28 protein-coding genes are annotated in these 20322 nt (G+C 62.7%); all 28 read right to left on the reverse strand.

What is annotated here, in order from left to right; all coding sequences use genetic code 11:
- Nucleotides 1-294: 294 nt before the first annotated feature.
- Nucleotides 295-642: a phage tail assembly chaperone gene (locus HNO88_RS07725; protein ID WP_184243771.1), complete on the reverse strand. Its 348-nt coding sequence runs from the start codon at nucleotides 640-642 to the stop codon at nucleotides 295-297.
- A 68-nt stretch (nucleotides 643-710) separates the two neighbouring features.
- The gene (locus HNO88_RS07730) at nucleotides 711-1157 is read right to left on the reverse strand and encodes a hypothetical protein (RefSeq protein ID WP_184243773.1); all 447 of its coding nucleotides are present in this window, start codon (nucleotides 1155-1157) and stop codon (nucleotides 711-713) included.
- A 103-nt stretch (nucleotides 1158-1260) separates the two neighbouring features.
- Nucleotides 1261-1728, reverse strand: coding sequence for a hypothetical protein (locus HNO88_RS07735; protein ID WP_184243775.1), 468 nt, complete (start codon nucleotides 1726-1728; stop codon nucleotides 1261-1263).
- Between the two features lie 68 nt (nucleotides 1729-1796).
- On the reverse strand, nucleotides 1797-2060 hold the full coding sequence (locus HNO88_RS07740) for a hypothetical protein (protein WP_184243777.1): 264 nt from the start codon (nucleotides 2058-2060) through the stop codon (nucleotides 1797-1799).
- Nucleotide 2061: 1 nt separating this feature from the next.
- Nucleotides 2062-2469, reverse strand: a complete 408-nt coding sequence (locus HNO88_RS07745; RefSeq protein WP_184243779.1) for a hypothetical protein — start codon at nucleotides 2467-2469, stop codon at nucleotides 2062-2064.
- Nucleotides 2469-3029, reverse strand: a complete 561-nt coding sequence (locus HNO88_RS07750; RefSeq protein WP_184243781.1) for an HK97 gp10 family phage protein — start codon at nucleotides 3027-3029, stop codon at nucleotides 2469-2471. The genes HNO88_RS07745 and HNO88_RS07750 overlap by 1 nt, the downstream gene beginning before the upstream one ends.
- On the reverse strand, nucleotides 3026-3379 hold the full coding sequence (locus tag HNO88_RS07755; protein WP_184243783.1) for a head-tail adaptor protein: 354 nt from the start codon (nucleotides 3377-3379) through the stop codon (nucleotides 3026-3028). The genes HNO88_RS07750 and HNO88_RS07755 overlap by 4 nt, the downstream gene beginning before the upstream one ends.
- Nucleotides 3376-3654, reverse strand: coding sequence for a head-tail connector protein (locus HNO88_RS07760; protein ID WP_184243784.1), 279 nt, complete (start codon nucleotides 3652-3654; stop codon nucleotides 3376-3378). Before HNO88_RS07760 ends, HNO88_RS07755 begins: the two co-directional genes overlap by 4 nt.
- Nucleotides 3655-3954, reverse strand: coding sequence for a hypothetical protein (locus HNO88_RS07765; protein WP_184243786.1), 300 nt, complete (start codon nucleotides 3952-3954; stop codon nucleotides 3655-3657).
- Nucleotides 3955-4012: 58 nt separating this feature from the next.
- Nucleotides 4013-5197: a phage major capsid protein gene (locus tag HNO88_RS07770; protein ID WP_184243788.1), complete on the reverse strand. Its 1185-nt coding sequence runs from the start codon at nucleotides 5195-5197 to the stop codon at nucleotides 4013-4015.
- Nucleotides 5198-5223: 26 nt separating this feature from the next.
- Nucleotides 5224-5901, reverse strand: a complete 678-nt coding sequence (locus HNO88_RS07775) for an HK97 family phage prohead protease (protein ID WP_184243790.1) — start codon at nucleotides 5899-5901, stop codon at nucleotides 5224-5226.
- On the reverse strand, nucleotides 5888-7174 hold the full coding sequence (locus HNO88_RS07780) for a phage portal protein (RefSeq protein ID WP_184243792.1): 1287 nt from the start codon (nucleotides 7172-7174) through the stop codon (nucleotides 5888-5890). Before HNO88_RS07780 ends, HNO88_RS07775 begins: the two co-directional genes overlap by 14 nt.
- Entirely contained in the window at nucleotides 7171-8976 is a 1806-nt protein-coding gene (locus tag HNO88_RS07785; protein WP_184243794.1) for a terminase large subunit, read from the reverse strand. The genes HNO88_RS07780 and HNO88_RS07785 overlap by 4 nt, the downstream gene beginning before the upstream one ends.
- Nucleotides 8924-9343 (reverse strand): hypothetical protein, encoded by a 420-nt coding sequence (locus HNO88_RS07790; RefSeq protein ID WP_184243796.1) that lies wholly within the window; start codon nucleotides 9341-9343, stop codon nucleotides 8924-8926. Before HNO88_RS07790 ends, HNO88_RS07785 begins: the two co-directional genes overlap by 53 nt.
- 143 nt (nucleotides 9344-9486) lie before the next feature.
- A complete protein-coding gene (locus HNO88_RS07795) occupies nucleotides 9487-9804 on the reverse strand; it encodes an HNH endonuclease (RefSeq protein WP_184243798.1) in 318 nt (105 codons plus the stop codon).
- Nucleotides 9779-10033, reverse strand: a complete 255-nt coding sequence (locus HNO88_RS07800) for a hypothetical protein (protein ID WP_184243800.1) — start codon at nucleotides 10031-10033, stop codon at nucleotides 9779-9781. The genes HNO88_RS07795 and HNO88_RS07800 overlap by 26 nt, the downstream gene beginning before the upstream one ends.
- 854 nt (nucleotides 10034-10887) lie before the next feature.
- Nucleotides 10888-11526 carry a hypothetical protein gene (locus HNO88_RS07805; RefSeq protein WP_184243801.1) on the reverse strand — a complete coding sequence of 213 codons (639 nt, stop codon included), beginning with the start codon at nucleotides 11524-11526 and terminating at the stop codon, nucleotides 10888-10890.
- A gap of 283 nt (nucleotides 11527-11809) precedes the next feature.
- Complete coding sequence (locus HNO88_RS07810) at nucleotides 11810-12037, reverse strand: hypothetical protein (protein ID WP_184243803.1); 228 nt, start codon at nucleotides 12035-12037, stop codon at nucleotides 11810-11812.
- Nucleotides 12034-12195 carry a hypothetical protein gene (locus tag HNO88_RS07815; RefSeq protein ID WP_246381331.1) on the reverse strand — a complete coding sequence of 54 codons (162 nt, stop codon included), beginning with the start codon at nucleotides 12193-12195 and terminating at the stop codon, nucleotides 12034-12036. Before HNO88_RS07815 ends, HNO88_RS07810 begins: the two co-directional genes overlap by 4 nt.
- 223 nt (nucleotides 12196-12418) lie before the next feature.
- Complete coding sequence (locus HNO88_RS07820; protein ID WP_184243807.1) at nucleotides 12419-14011, reverse strand: hypothetical protein; 1593 nt, start codon at nucleotides 14009-14011, stop codon at nucleotides 12419-12421.
- Nucleotides 14008-14970 (reverse strand): CHC2 zinc finger domain-containing protein, encoded by a 963-nt coding sequence (locus HNO88_RS07825; RefSeq protein ID WP_246381333.1) that lies wholly within the window; start codon nucleotides 14968-14970, stop codon nucleotides 14008-14010. Before HNO88_RS07825 ends, HNO88_RS07820 begins: the two co-directional genes overlap by 4 nt.
- A 53-nt stretch (nucleotides 14971-15023) precedes the next feature.
- Nucleotides 15024-15329, reverse strand: a complete 306-nt coding sequence (locus HNO88_RS07830; RefSeq protein ID WP_184243809.1) for a hypothetical protein — start codon at nucleotides 15327-15329, stop codon at nucleotides 15024-15026.
- Nucleotides 15326-16192 carry a DUF6551 family protein gene (locus tag HNO88_RS07835; RefSeq protein WP_221419888.1) on the reverse strand — a complete coding sequence of 289 codons (867 nt, stop codon included), beginning with the start codon at nucleotides 16190-16192 and terminating at the stop codon, nucleotides 15326-15328. Before HNO88_RS07835 ends, HNO88_RS07830 begins: the two co-directional genes overlap by 4 nt.
- Nucleotide 16193: 1 nt before the next feature.
- Nucleotides 16194-16691: a hypothetical protein gene (locus HNO88_RS07840; RefSeq protein WP_184243813.1), complete on the reverse strand. Its 498-nt coding sequence runs from the start codon at nucleotides 16689-16691 to the stop codon at nucleotides 16194-16196.
- Complete coding sequence (locus tag HNO88_RS07845) at nucleotides 16651-17712, reverse strand: ParB/RepB/Spo0J family partition protein (protein WP_184243815.1); 1062 nt, start codon at nucleotides 17710-17712, stop codon at nucleotides 16651-16653. The genes HNO88_RS07840 and HNO88_RS07845 overlap by 41 nt, the downstream gene beginning before the upstream one ends.
- On the reverse strand, nucleotides 17709-17906 hold the full coding sequence (locus tag HNO88_RS07850) for a helix-turn-helix transcriptional regulator (RefSeq protein ID WP_184243817.1): 198 nt from the start codon (nucleotides 17904-17906) through the stop codon (nucleotides 17709-17711). The genes HNO88_RS07845 and HNO88_RS07850 overlap by 4 nt, the downstream gene beginning before the upstream one ends.
- Nucleotides 17907-18063: 157 nt before the next feature.
- Complete coding sequence (locus tag HNO88_RS07855; RefSeq protein ID WP_184243819.1) at nucleotides 18064-18948, reverse strand: hypothetical protein; 885 nt, start codon at nucleotides 18946-18948, stop codon at nucleotides 18064-18066.
- On the reverse strand, nucleotides 18945-20291 hold the full coding sequence (locus tag HNO88_RS07860) for a tyrosine-type recombinase/integrase (protein ID WP_312857016.1): 1347 nt from the start codon (nucleotides 20289-20291) through the stop codon (nucleotides 18945-18947). The genes HNO88_RS07855 and HNO88_RS07860 overlap by 4 nt, the downstream gene beginning before the upstream one ends.
- Nucleotides 20292-20322: the final 31 nt, after the last annotated feature.

Below are 20322 nucleotides of genomic sequence, written 5' to 3' on the forward strand. Positions count from 1 at the left end.
GCTCGACGGCTACCAGTTCGTTCGCGAACGCTGGCCGCAGTTCAGTTAGTAGCGCTGCGATCGGCCCTACTGCAGTCTACGTATTCAGTTGTTTTCCACGCCTGATACTTCGACTCGTCACCTTCTTTGAGCCACGCCTCTCTAACACGGCTCGCTGCTTCACATCGCGCGGCATAGCCCGGCTCGTTCCGAGCAACGATCGCATACTGAGCTTCGGCCCGCTCACCCGCGGACTGCCCGCAACCGGCGAGAACGAGCAGCGCAAGGGTCGGCAGCCACTTCATGGAGCCAACCCTATCCCGCACGCTCATCCTTGGCCAGCCCTGCCTTGATCGCGCTCATCATGCCCGAGAACTGCGCCTCGACTCTGTTGCGCGCAGCTTCCGTGTCCACCTGAAGGCGCGGCTCCGGGCAGCTCGGCTTTCGCGCTTCTTCACGCTGGTTCATGTAAGCCACAGAGAGGCGACGCATAAGGCTCGCCTCCCACGGGTCTAGGTCGATGCTGGTCATCAGCGACCATGCCGCGATTTCCTGCCAGCTGATCGGCCCCTCTGCGGACGTTGGGCCGATCTCGAAGAACCAGTCAGTAAGGTGAGAAGCCGAGTTCGCCGGAAGGACCGGCTCGCGCTTCTGCGCCCTCATCTCGTCGCGCCGGCTCACCGGCTCGGGCGGCTTGCCCTTACCGGTATGCTCGACGCGCGGCGCGGTGTTCAGCCAGGCGAGTTGTCGGACCCAGAGTTCGAGTTCGCTTGCGAGGCCTTCATAAAATTTTCCCAGTTCTTCGTGTCCGCCTCCATGTGGTCGCGGATGAAGCCGAGAAGCGGATCGCTATAGACGGCACGCACCGTTTCCTGGTCGCCGTGCACGCCGTCAAACTCAAGATTGTTGAAGCGCTTCGTGATGGCGCAGAGGAAGTCGATGCTGTCCTCGTCCTCGTTGTTCAGCGCAGCCTCGAACTTGCCGTTCGCCTCACGCGAGCGCTTGATCGCCTTGCGGCGGCGGGTCGCGTCGGCGACCGTCCAGATCTTGGTGCCGGGGCCGAAAACGGTGGCAGTGACGGCATTGCCGTTGTCGTCCGTCATCGGGGTACCATCGGCATCCTTGACGGGCAGATCGCAAACATCCGACACGCGCTTACTGGTGATGTTGAGGGGCATTCTGGATTAGCCTTTCACGGAAGGGTGCCCCGCCGGCTCCGTGACACCGACGGGACGTGGGAGGCTCGGCGCGGCCGAGCTAAGCTCACGGGCGACGCGAAGTTCAGTCGGGAGCGTCGATCACCAGGCCGTCTTCGGTCTGGCTGACGATCGTGTACTCTAGCGTGATCTGGCGGGTGGCGATGGTGTTCGCGTCGCCGTAGTTGCGGGTGCCGCCCATCACGAGCGCGCGGCCATAGATGTCGCCCAAGTTCGGGTTCGAGATCTTGACCGAGTAGGTGCCGTCCGACTTGGTCGCGACGTCGACCAACGCCTGGCCCGCGTCATCCGGGTCGATGCCCACGGTGATGGTCTGCGTGCCTAGCGTGTAGCCGCCCTTGGCCTTGCTGTCGCCGCGGTTGGCGATGTTGCGCCATGTGACGATGTCGTAAACGCGGCTCGGAATGTCGCCGAGGTCGCTGATCTCGCCAATCGCGGTGAAGGTCAGGGCTTCATAGCCTGCTTCGTTGTAGTTGGCGGGTGCGGCAGCCGAGAGGGCAAGCGTCGTCCCGGCCGAGGTAAAGACCGTCATCAGTGTTCTCCGTGAGGATGGGCCCTGCCGGATGCAGGGCTAGGTCATTGCCGGGAGCGGCAATCTCGTCAGTCGGCGCTATCGCCCGACTTGGTGTCGGAGGCAGCCGCGATCTGCGCAGGTGCGGGCAACGCCGCCTTGGTTGGCGCTTTCGAGCGGACCTTAGCCGGCTTTGCCGCAGCCACAGTGGTCTTCTTCTCGGCAGGTGCGCGCTCGAACAGGCCAGTCGGCTCCAGATCCTGGAACTGCTGCAAAGGCATGGGCACCTTGTCGCCCTTGGCGATCGGCTTGCCGTTCAGGGTGGTGCGGCGCTGGGCAATGGTATCGATCATGTCACCGGGTCTCCGTGTAGGTCGTGATGAAGTCCTGCGTGCCCATCCAGATCGAGGCATCTTCGGCCATGAAGTCCGGGCCGGCGCCTTCAGTGTGGATTGTCACCGCGCTGATGCCCGGCACCTCCGGGTTGATCTTGTCGGCAGCGGCGCGGCGCGCGGCGCGGGTGATCAGCTTCTGTTGCGGGTAGTTCCGGGCGTAGATCGTGGCCTGGACGCGCTCGCGAACATGTCGCGTTGCGCCGGGCGCCGGGATGTTTCGGTCGACGATGGAGATGGTCGCCAGCGAGATCGCCGGCAGGCTGAAGTTGAGCGGTAGCGGGCCAGCGTGGATGTTGTCTGCTGGCACCAAGGTGACGAGCACAGCGTCAGCGGTCAGCACGGCCTTGAGTGCCGCCACGCCGTCCATCAGGCTGCCTCGCCGACGGGTGCGGCATAGCCGGTCTTCTGCTCAACAAACCCGCGCACGCGATCCGCAAAGGCCTTCACCGCGTCGTCGACCGTCTTGTCGAATGCCGTACGCAGGAACGGGTGAGCAGCGTGGCCTGGATGGTGAATGATGCCCGAGACGAAGCGGTCGCCGATCTTCATGGGCCGCAGCGTCACCTTGCCGCTACCCTCTGCCGCTTTCTGGATCGCCACCTTGCCCTCGCCCGGGCCAGTCCGCGCGATCAGGTGCGGCTTCACGCCGTATTCGGCGAAGAAGCCAAGGAAACCATCAGGCTTACGCTCATCCACGTAGACGCGGATGGAGAATGTGCCGTCCTGATTGTGCCGCGGACTGCCCTTCGTGATCGCCTTGGCAACCTTGGGCGACCAACCGGATGCTAACAGCCTCGCCTCTTTCAGCGGCGGGTCGGCAGCGGCGCGCAAGCCCGCGCTGTAGGCATTGCGCTGGAGGTTCTTCGGCAAAGTGGCGAGCACCTTGTCGAGATCGCGCAAGCCCTTGAGCGGAGAGTTGCGGCTCATGCCTCGTCCCCCGAAGTGGATAGCTCCTCCACCATCATCTCCCACTCTTTGCGGTGGCCCTTCTCGGCGGGACCAGCGACGATGCGGAGTTTGCGACCATCGATGTCGAGCCGCATGGCGGAGGTGATGGTCAGGCCATCCAGATAGTCGATCCGCACGCGCGCGGGGCGGCGCTGGATGGAGATGCCGTCAGCCAGGTTCTCGGAGCGTGATGGCAGCACGTCCTGCACCTCTGCCCAAGCGTCCGAGTGCTTGATCCAGTCGCCCGCGACGTTGGTGCCGTAAAGCGGGTCTTTGGTAGTTTGCCGCACCTCGAAGGTGATGAAGGCGTCACGCTTGCCGGCGCTCATACGAGAACAGACCTATGCGGGAAGCAAAGTGCCCCTACGGCTGAGTTGGTAGCCGCAGTAGCCGCGCCCGCTTCCCGATTTACGTAAAAGTCCGCGACCAGAAGCAGCACAGCAGCATCAAGATCGGGGACATCGTCCACGATCTCGGAAAGCCTCTTGCCGATATACCCTTCAACCCAAGCCGTCGCAGCCGCGAGGTACACGCCGATAAGCGCGTCCTCGCGATCGTGCAGAACACGACATTGCTGCTTAGCCAAGGCCAAGTCGACAGCCATTTAGTGGCCCTTCGTAGCCGACTTGCGCGAAGTCACGGGTGCCGGAGGCTCGGCTGCTTCCGCCTCAGGCTGCTCGGCTGCCGGCTGCTCTACCTGCTTTTCAGCTGGTTTTTCCGCCGGGTTGTCCACCGCAGCTTCTACCGGCGCCTCCTCTTCGATCTCACCCAGGAGGCCAAGGTCCAGTAGTGCCTTTGCCACGGTGGCCGACATGGTGCGGGTGCCGTACTTCTCGTCGCCCGGCACATAGGGGTTGTAGGGATCGTCGCCGATGTGCGTCTCAAGAACCTTGTAGGTCTTCATGTCTCGTCTCCCGAGAAGTGGTGGGCGGCGCGAAGGCCGCCCACTCAGATTATCCGGCTTAGAACGTGCCCTTGACCAGGGCAGCCGGGCGCTTCACCGCCATGGCCAAGCGCTCTTCCGCGCGCATGGTGAAGAGGTTCTTTTCGAAGTCGTCGGCGTTCTCCGACGAGATCAACACCTCGACGGTCATGCGGTCGTACAGCGTCGCAGCTCGCTTGAAGTCGCCGGTCAGCCAGGAGCCGGCTGCCATTGAGACTGTGGCAGCGACCGGTCGACCCCAAAGGATAGGCCCAGCCATCTGGAGCGGGTTGGCGAAGATGTAGCCGTTGGCCGCGTCCTTCGTCAGCTCGATGTTGTACCAGTCGATCGGGTTCAAAACGAACGCGGTCGGCGAGTACAGCGCGAGAGTGGCCTGCAGGACACCAGCGCGCAGCTTGTCGATCGAGGTGGTAGGCGTGGTGGCGCCGGTCGGCAGTGCGTAAGGGGTCGCCTGCGGCATCATGCCCAGCAGGTTCTCGCCGGTACCGTCGCCGAGCAGGATCTGCGCGTCCTCGGCCAAAGCGAGGCCATAGCGCATCTCCGAGTCGATCTCACCCTGCAGCTGAGGTGCATCGTCCATCGCCTGCCGGGTGAGCTTCGCCAGGTGCGCAAGCGTGCGGACCGGCGTCGACACGCGCGACCAGCCATAATTGCTGTACGGCTTGGTGTTGCCCTCAGCCACCGGCGCAGCCGCGTTGGTGCGCACCGTCTGCTTGGCGAAGTCGATGCTCGCCGAGGTGGTCGGAACAACCGTGACGAGATCGCGCAGGATTACGTCAGGGCGCTTGGGCATGTCGGTGATGCCGGGATCTCGCTGACTGACGATCAGGCCGCCAGCCGAACCGCTGGCGCTGGTGATCGCCTTCAACTCGATCCGCATTGAGCCCTGCGCGCCGCGGTCGATATAGCCCTTCAGCTGCTCGCTTTCCGCCAGCTGGGCACCATAGGACTTCACCTCAAGGGCGCCGTCATCGCTGCCTCGGCGGGCAAGCTTCTGCTCCAGCTCATCGACACGAGCCTTGGCTTCGTTCATGCCGGTGATTGCCTGGTCGGCGAGTTCCTTGGCGGACTTGGTCAGATCCTCGCCCTTGGCCATCCGGCCCTGCAGATCGGTGGCGATGCCCTTCACTTCGTCGATCTTGGCGTCGAACAGCGCCTTTGCCTCGGCGGCCAGCTCGGGCGCCGTCTTGGTCTCAGTCGTCATGATGTAGTTCCCTGTCTGGGGTGAGATCAGGCGCGGAGTTGCGCCCCAAGTGCCGCCCAAAAGTCGGCTTCGGGTTCATTGCCGGGCTCACCCCGGAGCAATGGCGCCAAGCCCTTCGTCGCGATGAAGGTGCGCTGGCTTTTCGAGAACCCTGCCTCACGCAGGAAGTCCTCAAATTCGGGTAGATCGGGCAGCTCGCCGTCGATCAGCTTGGCTTTCAGGTCTGTGATGCGCGCCAGCTCGTTCGAACCCTCAGGAACGAGTGAGACCTCCGCCAGACCCACGGTCTGAAGCCGGCGCTTGATGTTGCCGGTGCCGCGCACATGCTTGCGCGGCTTGAAGCCGATGGAGAGGCCCGAGAGCGCGCCATCTTCCATCAATGCGTAGTGGAAGCGCCCGCGGTCGGTTTCCATGCCGGAGAGCTTGCCCTCGACATAAAGGCCCTTGCTGTCCTCGCGCATCGCCTTCCACTTGCCGATCGGCAAGTCAGAGCCGGTGAAGGGATTTGCGACTGAGCCGTGCATCATCTTCATGGCGGGGAGGCTGCCCCTGGCGGCCCACTCCCGCAGGGAGTCCTGAAAGGCTCCTGCCTCGATCACGTCACCATGGCTGTCGACGTTACCGAAGATCGCGCCGTACCCAGCGAACTCGCCAGTTTTTGCATCGAGCCCCTCCGGCGCGAACTTGCACTCAAGCCGTTCCATTAGTTTCCTCCTGCCCGGCCTGAGTGATCGGGACGTTCTGCATCTGCATGCGCGGCACATCGCCACCGGCCACTGGCGGCAGGTTCTCCAGGGTGCGAACCTCGTTGATGGTCATTGCGCCCATCTGTGTCATGGACGTGTAGAAGGCCGCGCGCCCGGCGCTGTCGCCGCGCAGCAAGCCTTCGAGGTTGAACTCGATCGTGATGCCGTCGACGCGATCCGCGCTTGTCAGCAGCTGCTTGGATAGCGCCTGCTCGATCCGCTTGACCCGGCGGCGCAGGGTGAACTTGTTGAAGCCGAGCGTCTGCTGCTCAAGGCCCGTACCCCAGCTGGTGCTATTTTCAGTGTGGCCGATCATGTGCGGGGGGACGCCGAACACGCGGCAGATCTCTTCCACCGAAAAGCGCCGGCTCTCCAGCATCTGCGCATCTTCCGGCGAAAGCGTCAGCTGCGTCCACGTCAGCCCGTTGTCGAGCAGCATCGGCCGGCCGGCGTTGATGGCACCGACGAACTTGTCGATGAGCAGCTGCTCAGCTTCCTGCCGCTGCTCCTTTTTCATAGCCTGCGGCGCCGACAGGATACCGGATGGCCTAGCCCCATTGGCGAACATTCCATTTGCGGCCTGCTCGGCATTCAGCGCGCCGGTGAAGATCTGGCGGCAAACCGACAAGGTGGAGGCGCCGCCCAGAGGATTGCCGCCAAAGCCGCGGATATGCAGGATGCGCTCTTGCGTCACACGGCGCTGCTTCCCGTCTTCGTTCCAGCTGTATTCAATGTCGCCGTTGGTAAGGCGGCGCGTGCACATGGCATCAGGGCGGATAGGCGTCAGTGAGTAAATCGAACCGTCGCTACGCTTCTCGATCTCAGCGTAGGAGTTGCCGTGCAATTCGATGCCAGCGCAATTGAACTCCCAGAAGTCGACCGCCGTTTGATCATAGTTCGGGCTATCGTGCAGCACGTAGTAGAGCGGATGGTCGCGCGCTACCAAACGCACCCCTGCACTGTCAGTGCGGTAAACCATCAGCGGCAGCGAGGCGATCGTGCCGGCCAGCAGGTTCACGCACGCCCAGGTGGCGGCTAGGCCTACGGCATTGCCGATGCCGCGATCGGTAAAGTCCGCCAGCGTGACCCGATTGGTGCTGAAGTCATCGCGGTTGTTGAACGCGATGTCCGTGAAGCCGGAGACCGGAATGATCTCCTTCGCCTCGTAACGGGTGATCTGCTTGCGCTGCTCCGCAGCCGCTGCCTCCCGCGACAGCTTATAAGCGCTCATCCGCGAAGGGCCTCAAGCCAGTCTTCCGTGGTTACATTGTCGTTGCTCGCCATCATTGGGGCGGTCGCGTTGATCATGCCGTCTACCCCGTCTATCTTGTTCGGACTGTTCGCGGTTTCCTTCTTAGGAAGGATGCTGCCGTCCGTACGGCGATCGACTACCGCGTTGCCGATCATCCATTTCATGACGGGGTTGCCGTCGTGGCGAAGCCGGGAAGGCCCGGCCTTGACCCGAGCCTCGATCGCCTTGGCCGGGTCGGTCACGTTCTTGGCGTTCTTGGCGAGCTGCACCGCGAAGCCGGTACCGTCGTCGAGATCCTCGTTCAGGCGCGAGGCCATCGCGAGGCCGCTGTTCCACTGGTCGAAGGTGGCCTTTCGAACAGCCAGCGCCTCCTTCAGATCTCGGATCTGCTGCTCGATGACACGGTGATCGATGAAATCGCCAGGGGTCGCGATCAGCGCCCCCTCTGCGACCCATTGCTTGTACAGCGCGGTGACCTGTTTCAGCGAGTTGTCTTGGCTGGCGAGCCGCGCTTCCGGCACATAGAACCAAGTCTTGACCAGCAGTTGCCCGCTCGGAGTCTCAGCCGCGAGCACAATTGCCGAGAGATCGTCCACGTTCGAAAGGTCGGCGCCGATGTAGCAGTCGAGCCCGACGAAGTCGTCGAGGGTCAGCGTGTCGTCGGAGCAGAGCAGCCACTGCGTGACGTTCAGCCAGGCCGAAGCCGCGCCCAGCCAGATATTCAGGTGCTTGGTCTTGAACTCGCCCTCGGCGGCCGGGCTGGCCTTCGCCTCAATCGCTCGCTTGGCGACTTCGTCGCGCAGCGGCCGGGAGGCCTCCATCAGCGGGTTAGCCTTGATCCACTTGCTGGCGTCGTATGGGTCATCACCGACCTTACGGTCGTCCCCGTAGTCCTCGGCGCGGTCGAGCGTGAAGATGATCGCGAAGATATGCTCGGCGGTGACGGTGCCCTCCAGCACCTTGGTCGCCATTGTACGCTGTTCGTAGCAGACGCCGTGCAAATTGAAGCCAGCGGTCGTGATGATCCACATCAGCGGGTTGCGGCGAGCGCCAAAAGCCGAGTTCATGACGTCGAAAAGGCCGCGATCGGAGTGCGCGTGCAGCTCGTCCATCGTCACCAGGTGCGGGTTATGCCCGTCCTGCCTCTTCGCCTTCGCGTGCATCGGCTGCATATAGCCGCCGTTGTCGCCGCAGGTGATCGACTTGGCCCACGGAATGAGCCCGAAAGCCTCCTGTAGAGCCGGCATTTTCTCCACCATGCGCTTGGCCGGGTGGAAAACCTTCTTGGCCTGGTCGAACGTCGTCGCCGCGGTCAGCACCTGAGGCCCGGGCTCGTCCTCACATGCGAGGCAGTAGAGCGAGATCAGCGCCGTCTTGGTCGACTTCGCGTTCTTGCGCGCCACCTCCTCGTAGACCGAGGTAAAGCGCCGGCCGCCGGTGTCATGACGACGCCAGCCGAACACCATGGCCAGCACGAACACCTGGAAGGGCTCGAGCGTGATCGTCGGCGTGTCCCAGACGCCTTCGACGTGCGGCAGCTTCTCGGCGAAGTCGCAAACGTCGTTCGCGTGCCACGGATCGAAGTAGTAGCCCCAGCTTTTGTCCTTGGCGCGCTTCAGATCATCGAGGTGACGCTGCGCAGCGAGGCGGACCCACTTGCAATGACGGTTCTGCTTGCGATCGGCTGCGGCAGTCTTGGCGTACTGCAGCGCGATCGAGGCGTAATCCTTAGCGTGCCCCGTGTCCGTTGCGCTTGAACGGGTTGCCGGACTTCGCGGCATCGGCGGCACCTCCGCTTCCTACGCGGCTCTTCGGGCCGGCGATGCGCAGCAACTCTTCGTACTGGCGCAGGACTGTCAGATATGCGGCTGGCGGCGGCTCTTCGTCGGCCTTGAAGGCTTTGCGCACCAGCGCCTCGAGTGAGCAGTACCGCGCCAGCAGCGCGCTATCGACCTCGCTCACGCCTGCGGCCATCACCCGGCCTAGTACCTCCTGCCACACGTCGATCGCGTCAGCTGTGAGGTAGTCCGGGCGCATCGGCGGATCACCAGGAACGATGATCTCGGTCTTGCCGGCATCGCGGAACGGCCGGAGCGTGCCAGCCGCCGCCTTTTCAGTCGGCGTCTTTGGCTTGCGGCCACGCTCCATGACGATCTCCGAAATCTATATCGGCCCAGAAGTTTATATCGGGCGCGTGAAAAAAGAGGCTGGCGGCGGTCCCGGGGCGCGGGGTGCTGTCACTTTCGACCCGCCTCCCCCTGTTCAGCTTTACCCACCGATTTGATGAATGATCAGCGCTGGCTGTTCCGGCGCGCCGCTCGCGCCGACTCCTCGGCAGTCTTGGCCACATGGCAGGGGTGGCAGATGCCCTGATAGTTCTCGCGGTCGTCAGTGCCGCCTTCAGCCTTGGGCTTGATGTGATCAGCGATCGTTGCCTGCGTCACTCGGCCCTGCTTGGCGCATGGCCTGCACAGCGGTTCCTCGCGCAGCACCTGTTCCCGCGTCAGCTCGTGCGCTCTGCCATAGCCACGTGCTTGCCTGCTCTTGCGTGTGGTGGCCCAAGCCTTGGCTCGTGGCCGCTGCTTAAGCGGGGGTGGTCGGCTGGGCATCTAACCGAGCACGACGACGTTCAGCGAAGCGGATGGCCAGCGGTACGGAACTCCTGCCCTCGTAGAGCCACAGAGCCAGCCATCCGGCACGGCCAAGCGGAGTGGCATGGATGTAGTTCCAATGCCAATCAATGAAGGACTTGCCCACCGTCAGCACGGACCACGTGAGCCAGGCATCGAGCGCGAGGTACACCAGCAGTGCGAGCAGCTTGAGGCCGATGTCGCGCATGCTCGTCTCCTATGCTTAGAGGCTCACTGCCCCATTCCGGCACAGCGGACATGGAAGAGTCCAGTGGCTAGAGGCGGCCCGGAACTTTGTAGCAGCAGAGCCTGTTCTGTCCGGACGCGACCCGAAGGCTCACGTTGAGGCTTCGAACCTTTCATGCGGCGGCTCTGCTTGTGCAGGTGCCGCCGTATTCTTTGCGGTCTACCAATTGAGCTACGCCGACGTAGTAGTTCTGTACGGCAGCGTACCGGCGCACTTCACTTATGTGATAGTACTCCGGCTTGATCTGCATTAAGGTCCCTGGTGCGACCCGAAGGACTCGTGAGAGTTCTTACAACTCAGCGGCGGCGACCCTCAGTACCCCGAGACGCCGCCGTTTCTTTGCCTATCGCAGCGCGCTTAACATTTTGCAACCGCATTATCACGAATTGCGCAAAGCGTAATACTCGCTGCTGTCTGCAGCAACATCGACAAAAGTGCGGCACCGCGCGACGAACAACCATTCGCCGGCGGTGCCGGCCGTGTATAGCTGCGGTGCGACCCGAGGGACTCTTGCTGAGTCCTGACAACTAAGCGGCGACCTCCTGATACCCCAGGGGTCGCCGTTTCTTTAACTCGATATCGCGATCACATTGATCGGCAATGACAATGCGCTGAGGCGGTAGGCTCGAACTGCCAGGCGATTAGCTGATCGTTTAATCTGCGGCGCACTGTAAGTCTTTACAGTGCAGTTTGGCCGAGCAATGCGGGGGAGGGGGCCACGCCGCCCAACACCCCTCGACGCGACGCATCTGAGGGGGTGGTGGCGAGGGTTGCTACGCCCAGCTAGGGGCCGGCTATGCCTCTCGTCATGGTCATCATGTGACCGGAGCCTTTTCAGGCTGCGCATCATCTACATGAACTGGGCAGACATCGCAAGTCTCAACAGTAAGCTGCCCCAGCATGCCGCCGAGATCGATCACAAGGGTGCCCTTCTTCTTACTCTCGAGGACCTTGGCAGTGAGCCCCTGGAAGGCTGGACCTTCGACACGAACGGTCTGCCCCAGGATGTAGGAACGTGCTGCATTCAGGCGGCCCTTGACGCGCTTGCGTCCTTTCTTCTTCCTCAGTTTCTCAAGTCGCGCTTGCTCTTCAGCAGCAACAAAGTCGACCCACTCGGCGGCCTTGTCCATCTCGTACTGGCGCAGCGGGTCAAGGCTCGCGTCGGTGACCTTTCCGTAAGTGCCGCGTTGCATCAGCAGCGAGAAGGGCGGGTGCTCCTGAACCGGCGCCTGCACGATTGCAGCCAAGCGGGGCGCATCCCCCAAGCGGGCGAAGGCAACGCCCGACACCAGCGCTACTGGCTCGTCACGGTACTTGCGCGATCGAGGCCGTGCTCGACGCATCATCCCGGTCGGCGCCCAGACGTCGAAACCGGCGGCTCGAAGCGAGCGGGTGACCGCCAGTGTACGGCCGCCGGACATTTGCAGGATGCACCAAATCTCTGCGCTACTCATCACTTGCCCCCAGTTTTTGGAACTGCCCACCCTCGGGGCTCTGATACGATCCGACTGTTCGGCCCGCAGCAGATCGTCTCGACCTGCACGGCGCCAAGACCGGCACAGTAAGCGCACGTGATCTTGGCAACTGAGCGCGTGGCATCGGGCCTGAAGTGGTGACCATTGAAGGTCCAGCCATCACCGAGGCAATTGCTGCATTCCAGCCAAACCTTAGCATCGAGCTTCATGTCGAAGCGGACCCGCTCATTCGATGGTCGCCGAGATGGATCACCGGCCACGGTCAATTCCTCGTCTGGCTCACGCCAAGGACTTCCTTCAGGCGTTCGGTCGATGTGACGCATGCTCCGTCGAAAGCGATCAATGCGAACTCCGCAGGTGTCAGCTGCGAAAGGCACAAGGCGCTCGCGGCTTGGAACAGCAACAGCAAGGCATCGATTGGGTCACCGGTAGCCGCCAAGGCACGTTCGGCAATCGCACCAGCGAGATCGCCGGCTTCGTCCTCCGTCATTTCAGCTTCCTTTTGCCATGGCACTTCTCGGCCAGAAGTTCGGCTTGGCGCCGATCGGCCCAACCGTTCAGCCATTCGGGGTTGATCAGGATGAGCCCGTGCGTGAGCCACGCCTCGCGCGCGGCGCGTCGGGCCTTCGCCGGATCGGGCTCTTGCATCAGGGTCGCAAAGCGTCCGAGCGACCCCCTCATGACACGGCTCCGCTCAATCGGCAGCGCCTTCTACAGCAGCCCCAATCGACCAAGCTGAGTTCTGCGGGTGTTGCGGGTATAGGCGGGTGTTGTTTCAGCCGCTCTTTAGAATTTAGCAGTGCGAAATCGCCCGCGTCGGTTGAAACTATACCCGCAAACACCCGCAACACCCGCAGATCAGAATTGCCGATCATGCTGCCGTTTCCAGTCGTTCGAGCCGCCAAAGCTTTGATTTAGCGTGAAGATCATTGTCGTTGACGAGCTTGAGGCCTTGGATCACGCGCCCCTTGTGCCTCCCGAGGAAGCGGCCAAGATTGCCCGCGTCGATCGTGCCGCCTCGATCGGCCGCAGCATCTCTCAGGGCTTGGTTCAGATCGGGCCGGTTGTATCCGCCATGTGGGTTCGTAGTCTCGGCCGTCCGCTTCAATTCAGCCGCCGACATCCAGTTAGAGCCCGTGGCTTCGTACCAAGAGGTGAACAGTGTCCTGAGTAGCGAAGTAACCGGATCATCTGCCCTTGCCGCTTCCATCGTCGCGACTGGATCTTCGCGCCCGAGCCAGACAAGGGCCGACCGGACGACACGCGACCAGTCCTCAAATGATGCAAGCGGCCGACACTGATCCGGATAGCCGGCCACCGCATAAGCTCGGCACACTGTCAGCGCGGCGGCAATGTATTTGCCGCGGTCTGAGAGCACCATGTCGACTGGTTTCGCCTCAAACTTGCGCAGTTCGGGTCGCTCCATGCCCGGGTCTAACGTGCACAGGACCACGCGCCTCGTCATGTCGCCGACCATTTGGATGTTGTTGCCAGTGGCGAAGACCGTGGCCCTGTTCTCGATATTGACCAGCTTGGAAAAGCCGAGAATTCGAGGCGAGACGACGGGCCGCTCGATCATCTGGCAAAGGAGATCACCGCCGAGCTGCCCGTTTACGTTGTCGATCGGAATGATGGCTTGACCGCTTAGAAGCGCAGCACCGAGCCGCTTCTCTGTCTCCTCGTCCTTCTGAGCAGCTGCGATCACCGGCGCTGGCTGGCCAGTGCCGATGCAGCATGAGATGTCGACGATGTAACTCTTACCGGAGCCCGCCACCGGTGCAGTCGTGGCCTGCAAGGGCACTGCCTTCAGCGCGGCGCGGACTACGGGTGTGATCAGCATCGAGAGGGCTACCGATCGGCTCGGCGCGTCGGCGAAAGGAAACTCGTCTAGCAGGGTGTCGAGGATCAGCAGGCTTTCGAGAGCTTGAGTTTTTGTAGGCCGATCGGGGATAGGCGGGAGCGTCGGAGGGTCTAGAAGCAGGAGCCTGGTGGCTTCATCGTACCCGGCTTCGCACAGGATTGAGCCGTCCTGTCGCATGGTCGGGGTGGTAATTACCCCGGCAATCACCCGCAGCTGCCACTCACCCTCTCGCCCAAGGATCATCTTGGCGACAGCGGGCGGGGGGTCGGTCGGGACTAAACCCTTTTGCCTAGCGTTGTACTTCACCCAATGGGCAACGCGGCACAGGTAGTCCGTGAGATTGTCGGCCCCGACGGAGCAAAGCCTAGCGACCTTGGTGCGGCTGGAGTGGAATGCGTCCACTTCGTCAATGACCGGGCGCACAATGCCGCCCCCACCCGACCTCACGTAAAGCGGAGCGTCTGCCTCGACCAAGGCATCTTCGGCCTCGGTGGCGATCAGGTGGAGCGCGTCTGGCTTGACTTCGATGATGCGGGTGCGCTCATCAGTTGGGCGATGGTCGAACCGTTCGGCGATGCGCGTAACTGTTGCAGCTTCTGTCATCTGCCCTTGCCGTTCAGCTGGTCATTCCAGTCTTTGAAGGATGGTGCGGGGAACACGCTGTCGACACCGAGGCCGTGCGCTCGGTAGGCAGACATCGCGCGTAGAACGGCCTTGTGGCCGGCCTCTCCATTATCGCCGGCGAGCGTCACCGCCGTCACCTCAGGTGGCAACGCGATCTGGTGCAGCATCGCCGTCCCGCACGACACCCACACGCTACGGTCGGGCATCTCTTGCGCCAGCGTCAGGCCATCCTCCGGTCCTTCGCAGAGCGTGATGCGATCACAGGCAGGGCCAAGGCGAAGGGCCGATCCAGGTAGCACTCCCCAAGTCAATTTTGCTGGGACAGCCTGACCCTCTCGGATGCGCCGATACTTCTCGCGGCCACCATGCTGGAGGTACACACATTGAACGGCTGTGATGGCGCCGGCCGCGTCCTGCAGCGCACACACCATCGCAGGATAGTCGCGCCCTGCTTCCCCGCTTTCGGGATCGTACCACCGCGGCGTCATCGCGAAGCGGATCGTGTCTGGAAGCGGCATGGTTATACCGCGCGAGCGGGCGTAGACCTCTGCCGGCGTTCGACCCGGTGGGCCGGCTCCGTTCCAGATGGCCCGGGCGAGCGCGATGCGACCAGCACGACGTTGCTCATCCTCGGCCTTGCGCCTAGCCCGCTCTTCAGGTGAAACCCGGGGAAGCTCAGCACCAAGCAGCCATTCCACGGCCTCGCGCCAGCGAATGCCTTTGATGTTCATCAGGAAGTGGATGGCGTCGCCGCCAGCCTTGCAGCCCCAGCAGTGATAGGTGCCCTTGTCGTCGTTTACCTCGAAGCTTGGCGTGCGCTCGTTGTGGAACGGGCACAGTCCGACTTTCTCAGATCGGCTTGCGCCGCGGGGTTCCAGCTTCGTGTACGGGCCGATTACGTCAGACAGATCGTAGCGGTCGCGCGCTTCGCGCGCCAACTCGCCACGCTCGGTCTGAGTCATCTCCGACAGCGGCTTGTCGGGGATCTCCATCAGGTGACTGCCTCCTCGCTGGCGGCAGGCTGTGGCAAGGGGGCCAGATCCTTGGTGGCGTGAGGCGGTGGCAGCTTCTGTCGTGGCATGTTGCGCACGTGATTGGCGGCGCGGTGGAGCATTCGGACTGCTCGCCCAGCTTTGACGCCTGCCATTCGCGCGTCTTCCGGCCGCCAATCTTCGCTCTCGGCAACCACAAGGATCACCTTGGCCGCTTGCTCTCGCGCCGCCTTGAAGCCTTCGGCGAACCATCTTTCACGTTGGCTCTGCACCCATCGATCTAGTCGCGCGCTGCGGTTGCTCATGCCCGGGCGAGCCTCGTGTCTTCGTAGGCCAGCAGAAGCACTTCACGGAGACGTTGCGCGCGGGTGTCTCCACCCTTGATCGCGGCGAGGAAGCTCGACCACCCCGCCATGTCGAACGCCTGCAACGCCTTGGCCAAGCAAGCCTGATCAAGATCCCGCGGCGGGTTGACAATGATGCGGCAGATCGCGGTGAAGATGGACGAGCCGGCGCTCAGTCGCTGGCCCGGGAAGGCTTGCGCCATCATTTCGAGCGCGACCCTGCAGACGCGCTCGCCGTGTTTTCGCCGGATAGAATTGATTGCGGAGGTGAAGGCGACTTCGCCGGGAGCCCAGGCTGCGGACCCGGTTTTGCGCGAGATGGTGAAGCCGGCCGCCTCAACCATCTGCGCCACGATGAGTGCATCGTTGTCACCACCAGCGATAGCAGCGTGGAAGTCGTCCAGGCGATTGATAGCGCGTCTGGCGCGGTTCATGGCGACGAACATCGAAGCCTCGGCCTGGATGCCGCCGTAGATGCTTACGCAGCACGGGAGGTAGGGAATGTCGCCCCGGAGCTTGGCGGCGGCGAGGCGGTGCTGGCCGTCCAGTACCCAGAGCGAGCCGTCGTCGCGCTTCGACACGACCAGGGGCAGGCACATCCGCCAGTCCCAGCCCTTGGCGATCTTCTGAATGAGCGCGCGGCTTGGCCCTGTGTCGATGCTGCGCTGATACGCGTCGTCGATGTTCAGCTCATCGGGGCTGCGGTTCTCGATTGACGGCGGCATTCCGAGCGGGCGGTCCCAGCGTTTCGCAGGCGGGGAAGGGGTGAGCGCCGCCTCCAAAACGTCGGCCATCTCTTTCCTGAGCACGTGAACGTCTCCCATGTTAGGCTGCCTTCGCGTGCTGGCGGGAATACTCGGCCTCGACCTGGCCCCACGTCCAATCGGGGTGGCGATCCCAAACAGCGCGGGTCTCAAGTTCTGCATCGCGGAGGCGCTTGAGGTAGGTAAGATCGGCCGTCACCTGATCCTGACGGATGCGGATGATCTCTCTGAACTCGGCGCGCGTCAGTGCCTCGGTGCGCTTGATGAAGCCCTCGCTGTCGCCAATCGGGTGCGCGTCCATCAGGCCGAAGAGATTGTTCTGCTCCAGCGTGGTCTTCCCGCGTTCACGCCGACGCTTCTTAACGTTGCTCGCGATCACCTTGGACAGGTGACTCCGCACGCACATCTCTGTGAGTTCTTCGTCGGCCAGTATTTGCGGCATCGCGGCATTGATGGCGTTGTGCCGGTCGATGACGCCTGCGGCTTCGTTCGCCTCGATGGCGTCGGCGACGATCTTGTTAAGCGACATGGCGTTCGGTCTCCTGGGAAAGCCGTGCAATTCGGGTGTTTCGTTGAGCGGCCAGCGCCGGCCAGCGCGCGGCGAAGTCGGCGAGCCAATCGGCAGCGCGGGCGACGGCTTGTTCGTCCAGCGCTCCCCCTAGGGATGAAGCCCAAGTCGCAAGGGCGCGGTCCACCGACGGCCAAGATGTGATCGTGTCGATCGTGTCGACCATGGCGAGGCGAAGTTCGCCTGCTTCGTGATCGTAAACCATCGGCGCTGGTGGCGGGGTCGTGGCGGGCGCTGGCTCGTCGGAACGGCTCGTCTCCACCAACTGCACAAGCGAGGCAGTCGGCATCACCCAAGAGCCGCCGTCTTTGACCGCGCCGTCGATCTCGCCAGCGCGAGCAAGCTCGGTGATGTTGCGTGTGCTGAGTCCGGTGATCCGCGCAGCGGTCGGCACGCAGGCTTCATCGCAGGTCGCGAACGCGAGATCTGGCTTCTTTTCGGCGCGCCGACCCGCAATGAGCGGCAGGTTCGGCTTTGACTTGCCAATCGCGGCGACCTGCATCTGCGCTTCGGTGCCATCGGGTTTGCGGAAGGTCCGAACGTCGCCAGCACGAGGGTTTACTTCGTCGGCTTCGGGCCGAAGGCTTGCCACCAGCGGTGCGCTAACCCCGCATCGGCGAGCAATTTCGCGGTCGCTCCACGCAGACCACTCGGGGTCATTCAGCAGCCTTAGTGCACTCCGACGCTTGTCGGCATTTGTGCGCCGGTATCCATGGCTCGCGTTGGCGCCGACGGAATACAGGACCGCATCGCGCTGCGTCCCTTGGCGAACGTCCGCCAAGATCGTCGATGCGCCGATCAATCGATGCGCTTCGGTCCGGTGGAAGCCGTCAGCGAGCCAGTAGCTGGTGCCGTCGAAGTAGACGATCACCGGAGGCATCACCGCGCCGTCGGCCAGGGCCTCGGCATAGTCTTCAGCGACGGCATCGTTGAAGTGGTCGCGGGGCTGCGTCCCGCCATCGAGCCGCAGGTTGATGAGCGCGAGTGGCGCTACGCCGTCGGCCGCAGTCACGCGGCAGTGCTTTCAGAAGTGCTGACAACCGAGCGGGCGCTCAGCCATTCCTCAAGGTCCGCTTCACGGTAGCGGACCGCGCGGCCAAGCTTCAGAAAGCGGGGGCCAGCGCCGGTGAGACGCAGCTTGCGCAGCGTCGATGATGCAAGGCCGGTGCGGATCGCGGCCTGGTGGGTATCTAGGGCAACGCCCATGTTTCCTCCGGTCGATACGAGCAGGAACTGCTAGCTACGACCGGGAACATGGCGTGAACGGAGGCTACTTCGCTAGGACGCGCAATTGGCGCAAAGGCCTAAATATGTGGCGCATTTCACGCCGAAAGTTACGCTGGCGGTTTGCGCCAATTGCGCGCTATTCCTCAGACTTTTGCGCCATTCCCGCAATCCAAGCGTCAAGCGCATCCCGGGCGTCTGATGAAGCATTGCGCAGACTGGGGCCTTTGCCGGGCACAACGTGGTTATATTCCTCCAAAAGCCAGCGGCCGAGTTCCTCGTTCTTCTCGGCGGTCGCTGCTTCAATCCCAAATGCGATCACCCGATGAAGAAAGCGCGCAATTGCCGCGCCATTAGGATGCGGGCGCCGGCCTCTGCGCTCGCTCATCGTTTGCGCCTGGGGCGGCATACTGCGACCGACCGCCGTCTCGCTTGTTAAATTGGCCCTGCGCAATGACTGAAGCGAGCTATCGCTCACAGTGATACTGAGCGGCCTCGTGTGCTTTCTCAAGCAAGATAGATCTTCCCAAAATAGAAGAAACTCTTCCAAGACGAAGTAGTCCGCGTCGTCGTCCCACTCTTCACTCCACGGTGAACCGTCCTCCTTGGGGGGCGTAAGATACAGTGCGAGCCCATCATCGGACGATAGATGGAACCGCCAGTTGGACAGCTTTTCGAAGTCTAACGCCACAAGCCGGTTAGCTCTGAAATTCAAACCTTCGACCCGTGTGCCAAGGTTGTCTACTTGCGCTATGCGGATGCGACCGGTCTCGATAGCATGGCCGAGCATTTCCTCGGCTAGCTCCAATCGTCCTTCTTCGCGCTCCATCTCAGAGGCGTCATAATCGCAGAATTGCCACCAGCTTCGCACCGGGAACTCAGGGCCAGAGTAAAATCGTCCAGTCGCAATCCAAAGAACAGCGTCTTGAGGGTGTACCAGCTTGTGATCGGGCCAATCGGCTCCGTTAGGATTGCCGGCGTCTATAAGGACCTCGAATGGGAGATCATTGTTCGGCAGGATCATGCTTCCACCCTCCGCTTCAGCGGCAGGACGTTGTTCACTGCCTCATCGTTTATCAGACCCGCGAGATGACGCGCCCAAGCCTCTAGCGCTGTCTGCTTCTCTGCTTTCCAGTCGTGACGCTGGTACACGCCTGCGACACCGCCGCGCGCGCCGCTGACGTGGTTCAAGATCGCCTCGGTGACTTCAAAGCGGATGCCCAGGCGCTGGAACCCGGTTGCGGCAGTCCGTCTGAGATCATGAATGCGCCAGGATGCGATCTCAGCTGGCTTCTCTTCCGCCTTGGCGGCCCGCTCGTACTCAAGAGCCGTCATCGCGGCATCTAGTCGCTGCTTGCCACGGGAGTGGCCGGACACGGGGGTCTTGCCCGTGGTCGTGAATACAAGCCCCGTCTTCGGCCAGGAGACGGGCCGCAGCGGCGGCGCGTCGGGATCTAGCTCTAGGGTGCGGGCGACTTCATCCAGAATAGCCACCGCCTCGTCTGCGAGAGGCACGATGTGCGCTTGGTTGTTCTTCGCCCGATCCGAGGGAAGGGTCCATTCGCCGGTTTTCTGATCAAGCTCGGACCACCGCAGCTCGGCGACCTCGTCCCGTCGAGCCGCCGTGATCATGAGCAACTGATAAATCGGGCCGAATGGATAGCCCAGGGTGCCCGCCGCGCGCCACGCAAGCGCCAGCTCCTCGTCACTCAGGACTCGGCTCCGAGCCGGGACAGCTTTCGGTGCCGGGAATTCCGCACCAATCGGCGAACGATCGATCTCGCCGCGGCCCTCGGCCCATGCAAACATTTTGCGGAGGGTCGAGAACGCCAAGCGAGCGACGGCCGGCCTTCCCGCGAACTGATCCAGCACCGCCACTATATCAGCTTTCGTGATCGTGGGCATGGGCTTGTGCTGCAGCACCTTGAGCGGTTCGCGGCGCAGCAAGCGCTCGGCGTCCGACCAGCCCTTCCAATGAGCCTTGAGGTAGCCGTCCGTGAAGGTTTTGATGTAGGCCGAGAAGGCCAGATCCACGGCCTGGCGCCGCCGTTCAAGATCCGTCGCGGATGGATCAATGCCTTGAGCTACCAGCAGGGACAGCCTCTTGCACTCGGCACGCGCGCTGTCTGGGGTCCAGGGCGAGCCATGACGACCAATCGTGTAGCGCTTCTTCAGCGACTCTCGACCGCCCAGCCGGTACTGGTATATGTAGCTCTTGGCCCCGGTGGCGGTAATCTGCAAGCCGAAGCCACGCAGCTGATCGTCCCACAGGAAGTGCTTCGTGCCGGTAGCGCTTTCAGCATCCACCGCGCGCTTCGTTATTCGTCCAGTCGCCAAGACCACCAACTCCAAGGTTCCGGCACCCACCGTGCACCCACCATAGCGGAACAACGGGGAA

The sequence above is a fragment of the Novosphingobium chloroacetimidivorans genome, assembly GCF_014204535.1.
Classification (GTDB): Bacteria; Pseudomonadota; Alphaproteobacteria; order Sphingomonadales; family Sphingomonadaceae; genus Novosphingobium; species Novosphingobium chloroacetimidivorans.

Bases quoted from the DNA above. Each gene is read 5' to 3' on its own strand.
- HNO88_RS07815 (WP_246381331.1), bottom strand. From the start codon at position 12,195: ATGCAAGAGCCCGATCCGGCGAAGGCCCGACGCGCCGCGCGCGAGGCG.
- HNO88_RS07730 (WP_184243773.1), bottom strand. From the start codon at position 1,157: ATGCCCCTCAACATCACCAGTAAGCGCGTGTCGGATGTTTGCGATCTG.
- HNO88_RS07760 (WP_184243784.1), bottom strand. From the start codon at position 3,654: ATGGCTGTCGACTTGGCCTTGGCTAAGCAGCAATGTCGTGTTCTGCAC.
- HNO88_RS07790 (WP_184243796.1), bottom strand. From the start codon at position 9,343: ATGGAGCGTGGCCGCAAGCCAAAGACGCCGACTGAAAAGGCGGCGGCT.
- HNO88_RS07855 (WP_184243819.1), bottom strand. From the start codon at position 18,948: ATGATCCTGCCGAACAATGATCTCCCATTCGAGGTCCTTATAGACGCC.
- HNO88_RS07795 (WP_184243798.1), bottom strand. From the start codon at position 9,804: ATGCCCAGCCGACCACCCCCGCTTAAGCAGCGGCCACGAGCCAAGGCT.
- HNO88_RS07755 (WP_184243783.1), bottom strand. From the start codon at position 3,379: ATGAGCGCCGGCAAGCGTGACGCCTTCATCACCTTCGAGGTGCGGCAA.
- HNO88_RS07725 (WP_184243771.1), bottom strand. From the start codon at position 642: ATGAGGGCGCAGAAGCGCGAGCCGGTCCTTCCGGCGAACTCGGCTTCT.
- HNO88_RS07820 (WP_184243807.1), bottom strand. From the start codon at position 14,011: ATGACAGAAGCTGCAACAGTTACGCGCATCGCCGAACGGTTCGACCAT.
- HNO88_RS07775 (WP_184243790.1), bottom strand. From the start codon at position 5,901: ATGGAACGGCTTGAGTGCAAGTTCGCGCCGGAGGGGCTCGATGCAAAA.
- HNO88_RS07765 (WP_184243786.1), bottom strand. From the start codon at position 3,954: ATGAAGACCTACAAGGTTCTTGAGACGCACATCGGCGACGATCCCTAC.
- HNO88_RS07770 (WP_184243788.1), bottom strand. From the start codon at position 5,197: ATGACGACTGAGACCAAGACGGCGCCCGAGCTGGCCGCCGAGGCAAAG.
- HNO88_RS07850 (WP_184243817.1), bottom strand. From the start codon at position 17,906: ATGGGCGTTGCCCTAGATACCCACCAGGCCGCGATCCGCACCGGCCTT.
- HNO88_RS07750 (WP_184243781.1), bottom strand. From the start codon at position 3,029: ATGAGCCGCAACTCTCCGCTCAAGGGCTTGCGCGATCTCGACAAGGTG.
- HNO88_RS07745 (WP_184243779.1), bottom strand. From the start codon at position 2,469: ATGGACGGCGTGGCGGCACTCAAGGCCGTGCTGACCGCTGACGCTGTG.
- HNO88_RS07735 (WP_184243775.1), bottom strand. From the start codon at position 1,728: ATGACGGTCTTTACCTCGGCCGGGACGACGCTTGCCCTCTCGGCTGCC.
- HNO88_RS07830 (WP_184243809.1), bottom strand. From the start codon at position 15,329: ATGAGCAACCGCAGCGCGCGACTAGATCGATGGGTGCAGAGCCAACGT.
- HNO88_RS07810 (WP_184243803.1), bottom strand. From the start codon at position 12,037: ATGACGGAGGACGAAGCCGGCGATCTCGCTGGTGCGATTGCCGAACGT.
- HNO88_RS07805 (WP_184243801.1), bottom strand. From the start codon at position 11,526: ATGAGTAGCGCAGAGATTTGGTGCATCCTGCAAATGTCCGGCGGCCGT.
- HNO88_RS07740 (WP_184243777.1), bottom strand. From the start codon at position 2,060: ATGATCGATACCATTGCCCAGCGCCGCACCACCCTGAACGGCAAGCCG.
- HNO88_RS07785 (WP_184243794.1), bottom strand. From the start codon at position 8,976: ATGCCGCGAAGTCCGGCAACCCGTTCAAGCGCAACGGACACGGGGCAC.
- HNO88_RS07835 (WP_221419888.1), bottom strand. From the start codon at position 16,192: ATGGGAGACGTTCACGTGCTCAGGAAAGAGATGGCCGACGTTTTGGAG.
- HNO88_RS07800 (WP_184243800.1), bottom strand. From the start codon at position 10,033: ATGCGCGACATCGGCCTCAAGCTGCTCGCACTGCTGGTGTACCTCGCG.
- HNO88_RS07780 (WP_184243792.1), bottom strand. From the start codon at position 7,174: ATGAGCGCTTATAAGCTGTCGCGGGAGGCAGCGGCTGCGGAGCAGCGC.